Annotated in this window: 12 protein-coding genes; 10 read left to right on the plus strand and 2 right to left on the minus strand. The window is 60.6% G+C overall.

The window, feature by feature from the left end; genetic code table 11:
• Positions 1-59: 59 nt before the first annotated feature.
• The 9 genes from G1C98_RS03975 to G1C98_RS04015 all read left to right on the plus strand — a co-directional run bounded on the left by G1C98_RS03975 (position 60) and on the right by G1C98_RS04015 (position 9,201).
• On the plus strand, positions 60-1,001 hold the full coding sequence (locus G1C98_RS03975; RefSeq protein WP_169080126.1) for a shikimate dehydrogenase family protein: 942 nt from the start codon (positions 60-62) through the stop codon (positions 999-1,001).
• Positions 1,001-1,957: an RNase adapter RapZ gene (rapZ, locus tag G1C98_RS03980; protein WP_169079476.1), complete on the plus strand. Its 957-nt coding sequence runs from the start codon at positions 1,001-1,003 to the stop codon at positions 1,955-1,957. The genes G1C98_RS03975 and rapZ overlap by 1 nt, the downstream gene beginning before the upstream one ends.
• 181 nt (positions 1,958-2,138) lie before the next feature.
• The gene (gene whiA / locus G1C98_RS03985; RefSeq protein WP_169079478.1) at positions 2,139-3,086 is read left to right on the plus strand and encodes a DNA-binding protein WhiA; all 948 of its coding nucleotides are present in this window, start codon (positions 2,139-2,141) and stop codon (positions 3,084-3,086) included.
• 124 nt (positions 3,087-3,210) lie between these two features.
• Entirely contained in the window at positions 3,211-4,416 is a 1,206-nt protein-coding gene (locus tag G1C98_RS03990; RefSeq protein ID WP_169079480.1) for a phosphoglycerate kinase, read from the plus strand.
• A gap of 93 nt (positions 4,417-4,509) precedes the next feature.
• Complete coding sequence (tpiA, locus tag G1C98_RS03995; RefSeq protein ID WP_169079482.1) at positions 4,510-5,304, plus strand: triose-phosphate isomerase; 795 nt, start codon at positions 4,510-4,512, stop codon at positions 5,302-5,304.
• Positions 5,305-5,402: 98 nt separating this feature from the next.
• The gene (secG, locus tag G1C98_RS04000) at positions 5,403-5,651 is read left to right on the plus strand and encodes a preprotein translocase subunit SecG (RefSeq protein WP_169079484.1); all 249 of its coding nucleotides are present in this window, start codon (positions 5,403-5,405) and stop codon (positions 5,649-5,651) included.
• Positions 5,652-5,736: 85 nt separating this feature from the next.
• Complete coding sequence (locus tag G1C98_RS04005) at positions 5,737-6,687, plus strand: L-lactate dehydrogenase (protein WP_169079486.1); 951 nt, start codon at positions 5,737-5,739, stop codon at positions 6,685-6,687.
• A 14-nt stretch (positions 6,688-6,701) separates the two neighbouring features.
• Positions 6,702-7,541, plus strand: a complete 840-nt coding sequence (locus tag G1C98_RS04010) for an HAD family hydrolase (RefSeq protein WP_169079488.1) — start codon at positions 6,702-6,704, stop codon at positions 7,539-7,541.
• A gap of 130 nt (positions 7,542-7,671) precedes the next feature.
• On the plus strand, positions 7,672-9,201 hold the full coding sequence (locus G1C98_RS04015; protein WP_277347563.1) for an aminotransferase class I/II-fold pyridoxal phosphate-dependent enzyme: 1,530 nt from the start codon (positions 7,672-7,674) through the stop codon (positions 9,199-9,201).
• A gap of 190 nt (positions 9,202-9,391) precedes the next feature.
• On the opposite strand, the gene tal is transcribed toward G1C98_RS04015, so the two are convergent.
• Both tal and tkt read right to left on the minus strand, forming a co-directional pair.
• On the minus strand, positions 9,392-10,495 hold the full coding sequence (gene tal, locus G1C98_RS04020; RefSeq protein WP_169079490.1) for a transaldolase: 1,104 nt from the start codon (positions 10,493-10,495) through the stop codon (positions 9,392-9,394).
• Positions 10,496-10,583: 88 nt separating this feature from the next.
• Positions 10,584-12,692, minus strand: coding sequence for a transketolase (tkt, locus tag G1C98_RS04025; RefSeq protein WP_169079492.1), 2,109 nt, complete (start codon positions 12,690-12,692; stop codon positions 10,584-10,586).
• 258 nt (positions 12,693-12,950) lie between these two features.
• On the opposite strand from tkt, the gene hrcA reads away from it, so the two are divergent.
• Positions 12,951-14,123, plus strand: a complete 1,173-nt coding sequence (gene hrcA, locus G1C98_RS04030) for a heat-inducible transcriptional repressor HrcA (RefSeq protein ID WP_169079494.1) — start codon at positions 12,951-12,953, stop codon at positions 14,121-14,123.
• The last annotated feature ends 45 nt before the right edge of the window (positions 14,124-14,168 follow it).

Below are 14,168 nucleotides of genomic sequence, written 5' to 3' on the forward strand. Positions count from 1 at the left end.
CGGCAACGGCGTGTGGTGACGCTACCATGGATGCAGAGAGAAGGAGATAGGGCATGACCATGATCAATCATCGCTGCGCTGTGCTGGGCAAGCCGATCGCGCATTCGCTGTCGCCTGTATTGCATAATGCCGCCTACAGCGCCCTGGGGCTTGACGATTGGCATTACGACAAGCATGAGGTCGGCGAGGATGATCTTGACGGATTCCTGCACTCCCTTGATTCCCAGTGGGCCGGCCTGAGCCTGACCATGCCGTTGAAGAAGACGATCCAGCCATACGGCGAGCCGTCGAATATGTGGGCGAGGGAGCTGCGCGTCGCCAACACCGCCGTGTTCGACTGGTCAAAGCCCAATCGCGCCGGGATCCACGACCTTCCGGCGATCAGGCTCTACAACACCGATGTGCAGGGGATCCAGTTGGCCTTCGAGCATTCCTATGAGCTGCGCGGCGTTGCCGTACCGGGAGAGCGAACGAGAGAGGCGGTCATCATCGGCAATGGCAACACCGCCACCTCGGCTCTTGCGGCGTGTACGATGATGCCGGATATCAGGCATGTGACGGTTGTGGCCCGTCACCCCGGCAAAAACGTCGATCTTGAACCGTTGGCCCGAAAGTTCCTGCCGGGGGAGCGCCCTATCGATATCGTCGGTATGGAACGGGCCATCGAGGTTTTGCGCCGGGCGGACGTGGCGATCAACACCATTCCCGGCCACGCCGCCGACGGCATCGCCGATGCGCTGAACGGCGAGACCTGCACCACTGGCGGCACGCTGCTGGATGTCGTATACGATCCGCGCCCGACTAGACTGATGTCGGCATGGAGAGAACATGGCGGCACGGCCATCGGCGGCGAGGAGATGCTGCTGTACCAGGCCATGATCCAGGTATGGCTGATGACCGGCATCTGGGACGCCGATCCGCCAAGCGCGGGAGCATGTGATCGGAAACGTGACCAAGTGTTGGAATCGGCCATGCGCGAAGCGCTTGAGGAGGCATTGTGATGAGCGACAAGTCCACGAATACGGTGCAACCCACCATCGACGAGGCGAATATGCCGGCGCCGGCCAACGACTTCGAGGTCATGCTGATTACGGGCATGTCCGGCGCGGGCCGTTCCCATGCCGCCGACTGCATGGAGGATATGGGCTGGTACGTGGTCGATAATCTGCCTCCCAAGCTGCTGGTGCCGCTGGTCGATATGATGACCAACGCCGCCGGCTCATCGCATGGGGAGGCGGGCAATGCCGCGGTGCACAAGCTCGCGGCTGTCATCGACGTGCGTTCGCGCGCCTACTTCGACGATCTGAACGAAGTCCTCAGCCATCTCGACGACCTTGGCGTCCACACCCGCATCCTGTTCCTCGATGCGTCCGACGATGTGCTGGTCACCAGGTATGAGAAGGTCAGGCGTCCCCACCCGCTGCAGCATGGCAACAGCCTCATCGACGGCATCATGGAGGAGCGTCAGCTGTTGCGTGGGCTCAAGGAGCACGCCGACATGACCATCGACACCTCGCGCCTGAACATCCACCAGCTGTCGACCAAGCTGTACGAGGCCATGGTCGGTTCCGGTCCTTCGACGGTCTCCGTCCACATCTTCAGCTTCGGGTTCAAATACGGAACCCCCACGGATGCCGATTTCATCGCGGATGTGCGCTTCCTGCCCAATCCGTACTGGGTGCCGAGTCTGCGTGAGCTGAACGGTCAGGACAAGGCGGTGTCCGATTACGTGCTCTCCAGCAACGGCGCGGTCGAATTCCTCGACGCGTACGAGAAGGCGCTGATGATCGCCATCGACGGGTACGCGAAGGAGGACAAGCATTTCGTGACCATTGCCGTCGGGTGCACCGGAGGCCAGCACAGGTCGGTGGCGATGAGCGAGGAACTGGCGAGACGATTGCGTGCCCACGGGTTGGAAGTCACCGTTTCCGCCCGCGAGCTGCGTCGCCACCGATGATCGCGTCCGTCATGCAACAGCGTTAATGCTCACATGGCGAGACGAGTGGTTTTAAAATAGGGAAATTTGAGAGAGCCTTGTCCAAGTAGGTCGGTATCACAGAACTTCGGTGAAGTCGCGTGCTCCGGCCGCGACAGGTCTGCATAATGTAATGGAACAGAAGGATTGAGGAGGTCTGCTCTTGGCGTTTATCGATGATGTGAAGGGCGAGCTCGCTGAGCTGGAAGACGAGAAAGTGGATGCCCGCAAGGCGCAGATCACTACCATGATTCGCTTCGCCGGCGGCTTTACGAACAACGCCCAGAAGCAGATCATCATGCTTGCCAGGTTCGATTCCCTCGTGGCGGCCCAGTGGCTGAAGAACAACATCGAGGAGCTGTACAACCTCGAAGCCCAGCTTGTCACCTCCACGCGCACCACGCCCAAGGGAACGCATCAGTATCACGATGTCAAGGTCGAGCGCGGCGCGGTGAATCTCGCCGTCGCGACCGGGCTTATCGACCGCAACAGGGCGGTGCGCGGTCTGCCGGCGAAGATCGTGCAGGGCAAGATCGCCCAGGTCCGTGCCGCCTGGCGCGGCGCGTTCATGGCCAGGGGCATTCTTTCCGATCTCGGCAAGAACCCGTATATGGAGATCATCTGTCCGAGCAACGAGGCCGCCATGGCTCTGTCGGGGCTGGCCCGGCGTCTGGGCATCACCGCCAAGGCTCGTCAGCTCAGCAAATCCTTCCGTGTGACGCTCACCGATCCCGATTCCATCGAACGCATGCTCAATTCCATGGGAGCCGTGCATTCCTCCCGCGACTGGACCGGCAAGCGCTCCGACGGCGAGACCCGTTCCAAGGCGAACCGTCTGGCCAACTTCGATGACGCGAACATGCGCCGTAGCGCCAAGGCCGCCGCCGAGGCATGCGAAAAGGTCCGTCAGGCATTCGATATGTTCGAGAAGAACGGCATCGATGTGCCGGAGAACCTGCGCGCCGCCGGCAAGCTCCGTCTTGAGCATGGCGATGCCAGCCTCGAGGAGCTTGGTCGTCTGGCCGAGCCGCCGATCTCCAAGGATGCCATCGCCGGTCGTATCCGTCGCCTGCTGCAGCTGGCGGAGAAGACCTCCCGTTCGCTTTCCTGAACGGTTCGGAAATTTTTTGGGGCACGCCCCTGTTTCAGACCCACCCGAGTGGTGGGTCTGTTGTATTATGCGAAGTGGCAAGAATTCGCCGCTTTCCGCATTACGCGGTTAGGAAAGGATACACATGAAGACACTCAAGGATCTTGGAGATCTCAAGGGCAAGCGCGTTCTGGTCCGCGCTGATTTCAACGTCCCGCTGGACGGTACCACCATCACCGACGACGGCCGTATCAAGGCCGCTCTGCCGACCATCAAGGCTCTGCGCGAAGAAGGCGCCAAGGTCATTCTGATGGCTCATCTCGGCCGCCCGAAGGGCAAGGTCGTTCCGGAACTGTCCCTGGCTCCGGTCGCCGCACGTCTCGGCGAGCTGCTCGGCATTGAGGTTCCGCTGGCCGCCGATACCTACGGCGAGGATGCGCAGGCCAAGGTCGCCGCGATGAACGACGGCGATGTCGTGCTGCTGCAGAACGTTCGCTTCAACCCGGAAGAGACCAGCAAGGATCCGGAGGAGCGCGCCGCATACGCCAAGAAGATCGCCGCTCTCGGCGAGGTCTTCGTGTCCGACGGCTTCGGCGTCGTGCACCGTGCACAGGGCTCCAACTATGACGTCGCAGCCGATCTGCCGGCCGCCGCTGGCCTGCTGGTCGAGAAGGAAGTCAAGGCGCTGTCTCGTGCCACCGTGAACCCCGATCGTCCGCTGACCGTGGTGCTCGGCGGTTCCAAGGTCTCCGACAAGCTCGGCGTGATCGACAACCTGCTGGACAAGGCCAACCGTCTGGTCATCGGCGGCGGCATGGCGTACACCTTCCTCAAGGCCAAGGGCTACGAGGTCGGCACCTCCCTGCTGGAAGAGGATCAGATCGAGACCGTCAAGGGCTACATGGAGCGCGCCGAGAAGAACGGCGTCGAACTCGTGCTGCCGACCGACGTCGTCATCAACCCCGTCTTCCCGAAGTCCGATGAGGACATCGCTCCGGAAGTCGTGGCCGCCGACGCCATTCCGGCCGATAAGATGGGTCTGGACATCGGTCCGGAGTCCCAGAAGCTGTTCCACGACAAGATCGTCGATTCCAAGACCGTCGTGTGGAACGGCCCGATGGGCGTGTTCGAGGTCCCGACCTTCGCCGAAGGCACCAAGGCCGTGGCCCAGGGCCTGGTCGACGCCACTGCAGCCGGCGCGTTCACCATCGTCGGTGGCGGCGATTCCGCTTCCGCAGTGCGCAACCTCGGCTTCCCGGAGGACGGCTTCTCCCACATCTCCACCGGTGGCGGTGCTTCCCTCGAGTTCCTTGAGGGCAAGGAGCTGCCGGGCCTGAAGGTGCTCGACTGAAAAGAACGGTTCTGAGGAACCATTGATGTGATTGGCTGAGGGGCGGCTCTCCGAACTGCCCCTCACCCTTTTACCGTTGAAGGAGTCGTGCGTATGGCGGCGAAGCGCAAGCCACTGGTGGCGGGCAACTGGAAGATGAACTTCGATCATCTCGAAGCCACATATTTCGTGCAGAAGCTTTCCTGGCTGCTCAAGGACGCGCGATTCAACTACCGACGCTGCGAGGTCGCGCTGTTTCCCTCCTTCACCTCGTTGCGCAGCGTCCAGGTTCTTGTCGAAGCGGACAAGATCCACATCAAATACGGTGCCCAGGCGGTTTCCGTGACCAACCAGGGAGCGTTCACCGGCGATATCTCAGCCGATATGATTGCCCATCTCGGCTGCTCCTATGTGATCATCGGCCATTCCGAACGAAGAAAATACCATCCCGAGGACGATGCCAACATCGTCGATCAGGTAAGGGCCGTGTTGGCTGCCGGCATGCGCCCGATTCTATGCGTGGGGGAGAGCTTCGAGGAACGTCGGCAGGGCATCGAGCTTGATTTCGCTGTCGGCCAGGTACGTGACGTCACCCGCGATCTCAACGAGGATGAGGCCGCCAAGCTGATCGTCGCCTACGAGCCCGTGTGGGCCATCGGCACCGGCATGGTCGCCACGCCCGATTCCGCACAGGATGCCGCGCATGCGATCCGCGCGGATCTGGAGCAGACGTTCAATGCCGATGTGGCCAACAGCGTGCGCATCCTCTACGGCGGCTCGGTGACGTCGAAGAACGCCGCGGAGCTTATCGGGGAACCGGATGTGGACGGGTTCCTGGTGGGCGGCGCCTCGCTCGACGCGAACGAATTCGCCAGGATATGCCGTATAGCGGTCGAATCGCGCGCATGATCGCGACCGTTCCCAACATATAAACCAAAAACCATATTGTTCAATACGTTGCGCTATGCTAGAGCACAGTTGTATTGGAACGCGGAGGTAATCGACTCGTGACTGCTGTCAAGATCACACTGGAGATTGTTGTTGTGCTGCTCAGCTGCCTGCTGACACTGCTGATTCTTATGCATAAGGGCAAGGGCGGCGGCCTTTCCGACATGTTCGGCGGCGGCCTGACCCAAAACGCGGGCACTTCCGGCGTTGCGGAAAAGAACCTGAATCGTTGGACGGTCATCATCGCGCTGCTGTGGGTGGCGATCATCATCGCCCTTGGCCTGATGTCCAAGTTCGGTCTTATCTGAGTCGTTCGTTGTGAAGCGTCGGTTTGCGGTATTTACCGTGAACCGACGTTTTTGTTTGTCCGTTGTCATTGAAGAGAGGTATCAGATGGTTTCCGTGAATAGCAACAAGGTTGTCGTGGTCGGAACGGGTCAGGTCGGCTCGACCACGGCGTTCAGCATCATCACACAAGGTCTGTGCAACGAACTGGTGCTCATCGACCCCGCCACGACCAAGGCGATGGGTGAGTGCCGTGACCTTGACGATGGCAGCGAGTTTCTGAACCGGCATGTCAAAGTGCGTGTGGGCGACTACGCCGATTGCAAGGACGCCGATGTCGTCGTCATCACCGCTGGGCGTCGCCCGCCGAAGAATTCCGACAGGATGGGCGAGCTTCAGTTCACCTTGGATATCATCGGCGGCATCACCGACGGCATCATGTCCAGTGGATTCGATGGCGTGATCGTGGTCGTGTCCAATCCGGTGGATGTGATGTCGTGGTACGTGTGGAAGCGGAGCGGGCTGTCCAAAACCCAGGTGCTCGGCACCGGAACGGCACTTGACACCTCCCGTCTGAAAACCATCATCGGCGAGGAGACCGGACTCGACCCCCGTAATGTCGGCGGTTTCGTCATGGGGGAGCATGGCAACTCCCAGTTCGTCCCATGGTCTGCGGTCTCCCTCGGCGGCAAGCCTTTCGCGCAGTTCCTTGCCGACAACAAGGACCGTTTCTCCTCGGTATCCACTGCCGATCTGGAAGCCAAGACCCGTGAGCGCGGCAATGTCATCAAGGATGCCAAGGGCGGAACGAATTTCGGTATCGCGTCCACGGTTGCCGGAATCGTCCAGACCATTCTGTGGGATGAACGGCGCATCGTCCCCGTCTCCACATTGCTCGATGGCGAGTATGGCGAACATGACGTGTTCCTTGGCGTTCCCACCGAGCTGCGTGCCAACGGCGCCAATGAGATCGTGGAACTGACGCTGACCGATGACGAGCAGGCCAAGCTTCATCGTTCCGCGCAGATCGTGCGTTCCTACTGCGAGGGGTTGCTGTGACGACGAACGGTTCAATGCGGGGGAATGCCGCCGCGACATCGATGCTGGTCGCCGATCTCGACGGCACATTGCTGCATGACGCCCAGGTGTTCGAGGACAGGTTCATCACGCAGCGGTCGGTCGATGCGATTCGCAGATTGCATGATACCGGTGTGAAATTCATCATCGAGACCGCGCGTCCGGTGAGCACCGGCTATCAGTTCGTTGAAAAGCTCCCTGTGGATGGCGTGGCCTATCTCAACGGCGCGTTGATCGATTTCGCCCCCGTATCGTCTGACTATGGGATGCTCACCAGCGGCGAGATGCCGGCCGACGGGCATTTGATGAAAATCGGTTTCCCTTCAAGCCGGGCCTGCGAGGTGTGCCGGTTCCTACTGAGCGAGATGCCGGGACTCAAGATCGGCATCGTCATGGACGATGTGCGGTACACCAACTTCGATGTCAGCGTGTACTGGAAGACGCAGACCTGGAGATACACCGATTTCAAGGATGTGCCCGACGGCGTCAGCGACAAGATCATCATGTTCCCGGAACCGGAGCAGTGGAACCGTCTGCGGACGCTGATTCCCGCCGATTTCGACGTGCATATTTCCGAAGGATCGTTGTGGATGCTGATGAATCCGCAGGCTAACAAGGAACATGCGCTTCAGGTTCTTGCCGATCATTTCAGCGTGCCGTTGTCACAGACGGCTTCCTTCGGTGACGATCTGGTCGACATCGACATGCTTCGTTGCTCTGGCAGGGGAGTGGCGGTGGCCAACTCCAATCCGAAGGTGCTGAGCATCGCCGACGAGGTCTGCCCCGCCAATAACGATGATGGCGTGGCGCAATGGATTGAGACCCACCTGCTATAGCGCAAAATGCGCCGGCACAGTCCCTCTGAAAGTTCAAATTCATTGAAAATTGAACTTTTGCGGTGCGGCAAGTTAGCGCGGTGCTAGACTTTGAACCAGTGTTTCCATCAAATTGAACTGGAGGAACAGTATGGCTGATGAGTCCTTTGCCACACGGCTCAACGAAGTCATGGCGCTCCGAGGTCTGAAGCAGATTGATTTCGTGCACGCTGCCGAGCAATCCGGCGTCAAACTCGGCAAAAGCCACATGAGCCAGTATGTCAGTGGCAAGACGGTGCCCCGACCTGATATCGCGCATTTTCTCGCCGCAGTGCTGCGGGTGAATGAGCAATGGCTGATGGGGGAGGACGTCCCTATGGAACACGATATCGCCGCATTGCCTGAGCCGACGGAACAGACAGACGAGCCATTTGAAACGACACCGCAATCGGAGGAGCACAAGCCCATGCGTACTTTTACCAAATCCCACAAGCTTGACAATGTACTGTATGATGTCCGTGGCCCGGTCGTGGACGAGGCCGACCGCATGGAGGCGGCTGGCACCCACATTCTGAAGCTCAATATCGGCAATCCGGCTCCCTTCGGATTCCGCACCCCCGACGAAGTCGTGTACGATATGGCGCAACAGCTGCCCGATACGGAGGGGTATTCCCCATCGAAAGGACTGTTCGCTGCACGCAAGGCGATTATGCAGTACGCCCAGCTGAAGAATCTGCCCAATGTCAGCATCGACGGCATCTATACCGGCAATGGCGTCAGCGAGCTCATCAATCTCAGCATGTCCGCCTTGCTCGATAACGGTGACGAGGTTCTTGTGCCGGCACCGGATTACCCGTTATGGACGGCATGCGTGAATCTGGCGGGAGGCACCGCCGTACATTATATCTGTGATGAGGAATCCGAATGGTATCCGGATATCGACGATATGCGAGCCAAGATCACCGACAGGACCAAGGCCATCGTGATTATCAATCCGAATAATCCGACCGGTGCGTTGTATCCGAAGGAGGTGTTGGAGCAGATCGTCCAGGTCGCCAGGGAGCATCAGCTCATCATCTTCTCCGATGAGATCTACGATCGTCTGGTCATGGATGGTCTCACCCATACCTCCATCGCGTCCCTGGCACCGGATCTGTTCTGCGTGACGTTCTCCGGATTGTCCAAGTCCCATATGATTGCGGGATATCGCGTCGGCTGGATGGTGCTGAGCGGTAACAAGCGTACTGCGAAGGACTACATCGAAGGTCTGAACATGCTGACCAACATGCGCATCTGCTCCAATGTTCCGGCGCAGTCGATTGTGCAGACGGCTTTGGGCGGGCATCAGAGCGTGAATGACTATATTGTCCCTGGTGGCCGAATCTATGAGCAGCGCAATTACATCTACGAGGCGTTGAATTCCATTCCGGGCATTTCCGCAAAAAAGCCAAAGGCCGCGTTCTATATCTTCCCGAAGATCGATGTCAAGAAATTCAACATCACCAATGACGAGCAGTTCGCCCTTGACCTGCTCAAGGATGAGCATCTTCTGGTGGTGCACGGCGGTGGATTCAACTGGAAGAATCCCGATCATTTCCGCGTGGTGTATTTGCCGCGCATCGAGGTCCTGAAGGACGCTACCGAAAAGCTGACCGATTTCCTCGGGTACTATCGGCAGTAATCGGCCGCTTTGCCAGCTTGCCGTTCAATCGCTTCGAAAGAGGGGATTGAACGGCAAGCTGTTTTTTAGAGTGTAATGACGAATTGCCTCCGGAGCACTCCGCAGCTTTTTCATATAGAAAAATCCCGCCATCGAATGATGACGGGATTCTTCTTATATACCGTTTAACGGAGCTGCATCAGCGAATGATTCAGCCGTTGACGCGGTCGATGCCAGCCTGGACGTCGGCGAGGACGGTATCCCAGGACTTGATGAAGGCTGCAACGCCGTCGGCTTCCAGCTTGTCGGTGACATCCTTGATGTTGATGCCCAGCTCGGCCAGCTTGTCCATGATGGCGTGGGACTCTTCGTAGGTGCCCTTGATGGACGGAGCGCCGTTGCCGTGATCGGCGAGAGCGTTCAGGGTCTTCTCCGGCATGGTGTTGACGACGAACGGAGCAACCAGCTCGTCGACGTACTTGCAGTCGGAGTAGGCGGCGTTCTTGGTGCCGGTGGAGGCCCACAGCGGACGCTGCTTCTTGGCACCCTTGGCTTCGAGCTCAGCCCAGCGCGGATCGTTGGCGAACTTGTTCTCGAACAGTTCGTAAGCGAGGCGAGCGTTGGCGACAGCGGCCTTGCCTTCGAGGGCCTTGGCCTCGTCGGAGCCGTTGGCTTCCAGCAGCTTGTCCACGGCGGTATCCACGCGGGAGACGAAGAAGGAAGCGACGGAGCCGATGTGCTTCAGGTCGTGACCGTTGGCAGCAGCCTGGGCGATGCCCTCGATGTAGGCGTCGATGACCTGCTCGTAGCGCTCCAGGGAGAAGATCAGGGTGACGTTCACGGAGATGCCCTTGGCCAGGGTGGCGGTGATTGCCGGCAGGCCTTCGAGGGTTGCCGGGATCTTGATCATGGCGTTCGGACGATCGACCTTTGCCCACAGTTCCTCGGCCTGCTTCTCGGTGGCCTCGGTCTCGTGAGCCAGACGCGGATCCACCTCGATGGAAACGCGGCCGTCAACGAAGTCGGTCTTCTCGGCGATCTCACGGAAGATATCGGTGGCGTTACGCACATCGGTGGTGGTGAGCTCGCGCACGGCGGTCTCAACGTCGACCTTGCCCAGTTCCTTCAGCTGCGGGTCGTACGGGCCGACCTCGTGCAGAGCCTTCTGGAAGATGGACGGGTTGGTGGTGACGCCGACGACGTTCTTGTTGGCGATCAGGTCCTGCAGGGAGCCGGACTCGATGCGGGAGCGGGACAGATCGTCCAGCCAGATGGAAACGCCGGAATCGGACGTGCGCTGAGTTGCTTCAGTCATTTGTTTTCTCCTTATATTCCGTTATGGAACAAATCCTGTTATATCAGAAGGGGAGGGGCGTCGTTGCGTGTGACGCCCCTCCGTGGAATCACTTGGCGGCTTCGGCTTCTGCGATGGAGGCCTTGGCGGCTTCCACCACGTGCTCGGCGGTGATGCCGAGGTCGATCATGTTCTGAGCGCCGTCACCCTGCAGGCCGAACTGCTCGATGGACACCGGCTTGCCGTAGGAGCCGAGGTACTTGTACCACGGCATGGCAACGCCGGCCTCGACGGACACGCGAGCCTTGACGGCGGCCGGAAGCACGGCCTCCTTGTACTCGGCGTCCTGCTCCTCGAACCATTCGAGGCACGGCATGGACACGACGCGGGCCTTGACGCCCTCGCCGGCCAGGGTCTTGGCGGCAGCCACGGCCCACTGGACCTCGGAACCGGTGGCCATGATGATGACGTCCGGAGTGCCCTCGGTGTCGACGAGCACGTAAGCGCCCTTGCGCACGCCATCCTTGGCCTTCTCGGCGGTCTCGGCGAGCACCGGGACGCCCTGACGGGTCAGGACCATAGCGGTCGGCAGGGCGTTCTTCTTCTCGAAGAAGTAACGGTAGGCTTCGGCGGTCTCGTAGGCATCGGCCGGGCGAGCGACCTCAAGCTGCGGGATGGCGCGGAAGGAAGCCAGGTGCTCCACCGGCTGGTGGGTCGGGCCATCCTCGCCGACGGCGACGGAGTCGTGGGACCACACATACAGGTTCGGGATCTGCATGAGGGCGGCCAGACGCACGGCGGAACGCTCGTAATCGGAGAACATGAAGAAGGTGCCGCCGTACGGACGGGTGTGGGAGCCCAGCAGGATGCCGTTGGTGATGGTACCCATGGTGAACTCGCGCACGCCGAAGTGCAGCTGACGGCCGTACGGGCTGCAGACCGGCCACTGCTTGGTGGCGCACTTCGCCGGGGCGAAGGTCGCGGCGCCCTTGAGGTCGGTCTTGTTGGAGCCACCGAGGTCGGCGGAGCCGCCCCAGAGTTCCGGCATGACAGCGGCGATGGCGTTCAGGGTGGAGCCGGAGGCGCCACGGGTGGCGACGTTCTTGCCGACTTCGAAGGTGGCCTCAAGGTCATCGATGGCCTTGTCGAAGCCTTCCGGCAGCTCGCCGGCCTTGATGCGGTCGTACAGGGCGGCCTTGTCCGGGTTGGCCTTGCGCCATGCGTTGTACTTCTCGTCCCATTCCTTGTGGGCTTCCAGACCGCGCTCGGCGACCTTGCGGGCGTGAGCCAGGGCCTCTTCGTCCACGTGGAAGGACTCCTCCGGGTCATAGCCCAGGAGCTTCTTGAGGCCGGCAACGGCCTCGGCACCCAGCTTGGAGCCATGAGCGGACGGATCGTTGGTCTTGCCCGGGGTCGGCCAAGCGATCAGGGTGTCGACCTTGATCAGCTTCGGCTGGTTCGGAGCGGCCTTCTGAGCCTTGGCGATGGTGTCGGCCAGGCCCTCAACGTCCTCCTTGTAGGAGCCGTCGGGCTGGATGAAGCTGAACTCATCGGTGTACCAGCCGTAGGCCTGGAAGCGCTTGAGCACGTCCTCGGCCAGCACCAGGTTGGTGTCGCCTTCGATCTGGATGCGGTTGGCATCGAAGATCACGGTCAGGTTGCCGAGTTCCTGGTTGGCGGCAAGGGAGGCAGCTTCGCCGGAGATACCCTCTTCGATATCGCCTTCACCGCAGATGACCCAGATCTTGTGGTCGAACGGGGACTCGCCTGCCGGGGCTTCCGGATCAAGCAGGCCGCGCTGGAAGCGCTGGCCATAGGCGAAACCGATAGCGGAGGCGAAGCCCTGGCCCAGCGGACCGGTGGTCATTTCGATGCCCGGGGTCAGGCCGTACTCAGGATGGCCCGGGGTGCGGGTGTCGGCACCGCCGCGGAAGTTCTTCAGATCGTCCAGGGTCAGGCCGTAGCCGGAGAAGTAGAGCTGAACGTACTGGGTGAGGGAGGCATGACCGCCGGAAAGAATGAAACGGTCGCGGCCTTCCCAGTTGGGATCGTTCGGATCATGCTTGATGAAATGCTGGTACAGCGTGTAGGCAATCGGCGCCAGAGAAACGGGGGAACCGGGGTGGCCGTGTCCCGCGCGTTCAACCGCGTCAGCAGAGAGGACCTTGGCCATCTTGATGGCACGCTCGTCGAGCTCGGTCTCCTTGAATTCGGTCATGGATTACTTTCCTTCCAATTGGTCGGGCCGCGTATCCGGCTTGTGCCGGGCGCACGACGCCCTCACATTGCGGTTACCATGCTAGCGTCGCGATACGACGTTGCGTGCAATATCGTGCACTATTTGGCGTGTTTTGGTAATTCATGTTCTGTTAGCGTTCTCGTTCGGGCCGCGCTTCGCTGCGAACGAACTTTTTCCCCTGACCGAGAAGATGTTCGCCTACAATGAACGATGGTCTTAATACATAAGGAGGTACGCATGCGGCAATCCCGAAGATTGTTGGTGCTGCGTGCCGTCGTCGAGGATTACATTCGTTCGCAGGAACCTGTTGGCTCGAATGCGATTGCGCACAGACATGATCTCGGTGTGAGCTCGGCTACGGTGCGCAACGATATGGCGGCATTGGAGGATGAGGGCTATCTCACCCAGCCCCACACCTCGGCCGGGCGTGTGCCCACCGAGAAGGGGTATCGGTACTTCGTGGACCAGTTGGCCACGGTGGTGCCGCTTTCCGAAGCCCAGCGCAGGGGGATAGGGGAGTTCCTGTCCGGGTCGGCGAATCTGCAGGATACGTTGCAACGCGCGGCTCGACTGCTTGCCCAGATCACCGGTCAGGTCGCCGTGATCGCCTCGCCGTCCCTGTCGAAATCGGCGCTGCGCCATGTGGAGCTCGTGCCGGTGGCCATGAACGTGCTGCTTGCCGTAGTGGTCACGGATACCGGCAGGGTCGCCCAGCACACCTTGTCGGTGGCGGTCATGCCGTCCACCGAATCCATTACGCGGTTTACCGAGGCGCTGAACGCCGCATGCTCGGGGCTTTCCTTCGCCCAGGCCGCCCAGCGGATGCAGACGTTGGAGAACGACCAACGATTCGTCGGGCTCGCCCCGTTGACGGTGCAGCTCGAACATGCGTTCGTCTCGATGGCGGATGACGAAAACGCAAGCGAATTGTATATGTCGGGTGCCTCCCATCTGGCCCACCAGCGTTCGGCGGCGGATCTGGCGCCGCTGTTCGACGCGCTTGAGGAGCAGGTGGTGCTCATGAAGCTCATGAGCGCGCTGAGCGAGGAATCCCTGCGCGGCGACGGCGTCAATGTCGCCATCGGCTCGGAGACCCATACCCCGGGATTGCTGAACGCGGCCGTGGTGACCAGCGGGTACGGCCATGCCGGTCACGCCGCGGCGTCTACCGTTACGGCGCATGATGCCGCGGACGGCGGTGCATCGCATCCGGCCTCGGGAGAAGCCGACGCCGCTGCGAGCGCGAAGGAACCGGCCGTGGCCGCCGTCCATGATGCCACGGACGATCCGGTCGCCTTCGTCGGTTCGATCGGACCGACCCATATGGATTACGCGACCACCATCGCCGCGGTGCATGCCGTGGCACGGTACCTGACATCGTTTCTTGCGCACGAGGACCCCGGCGAGTGACCGTGCCTTGTGACAGAATTACCCGCTAGCAACCGAACAGAACAA

The organism is Bifidobacterium erythrocebi, from assembly GCF_012932675.1.
Taxonomy (GTDB): domain Bacteria; phylum Actinomycetota; class Actinomycetes; order Actinomycetales; family Bifidobacteriaceae; genus Bifidobacterium; species Bifidobacterium erythrocebi.

Bases quoted from the DNA above. Each gene is read 5' to 3' on its own strand.
- tal (WP_169079490.1), bottom strand. From the start codon at position 10,495: ATGACTGAAGCAACTCAGCGCACGTCCGATTCCGGCGTTTCCATCTGG.
- tpiA (WP_169079482.1), top strand. From the start codon at position 4,510: ATGGCGGCGAAGCGCAAGCCACTGGTGGCGGGCAACTGGAAGATGAAC.
- G1C98_RS04015 (WP_277347563.1), top strand. From the start codon at position 7,672: ATGGCTGATGAGTCCTTTGCCACACGGCTCAACGAAGTCATGGCGCTC.
- G1C98_RS04010 (WP_169079488.1), top strand. From the start codon at position 6,702: ATGCGGGGGAATGCCGCCGCGACATCGATGCTGGTCGCCGATCTCGAC.
- G1C98_RS04005 (WP_169079486.1), top strand. From the start codon at position 5,737: ATGGTTTCCGTGAATAGCAACAAGGTTGTCGTGGTCGGAACGGGTCAG.
- G1C98_RS03990 (WP_169079480.1), top strand. From the start codon at position 3,211: ATGAAGACACTCAAGGATCTTGGAGATCTCAAGGGCAAGCGCGTTCTG.
- G1C98_RS03975 (WP_169080126.1), top strand. From the start codon at position 60: ATGATCAATCATCGCTGCGCTGTGCTGGGCAAGCCGATCGCGCATTCG.
- hrcA (WP_169079494.1), top strand. From the start codon at position 12,951: ATGCGGCAATCCCGAAGATTGTTGGTGCTGCGTGCCGTCGTCGAGGAT.
- tkt (WP_169079492.1), bottom strand. From the start codon at position 12,692: ATGACCGAATTCAAGGAGACCGAGCTCGACGAGCGTGCCATCAAGATG.
- rapZ (WP_169079476.1), top strand. From the start codon at position 1,001: ATGAGCGACAAGTCCACGAATACGGTGCAACCCACCATCGACGAGGCG.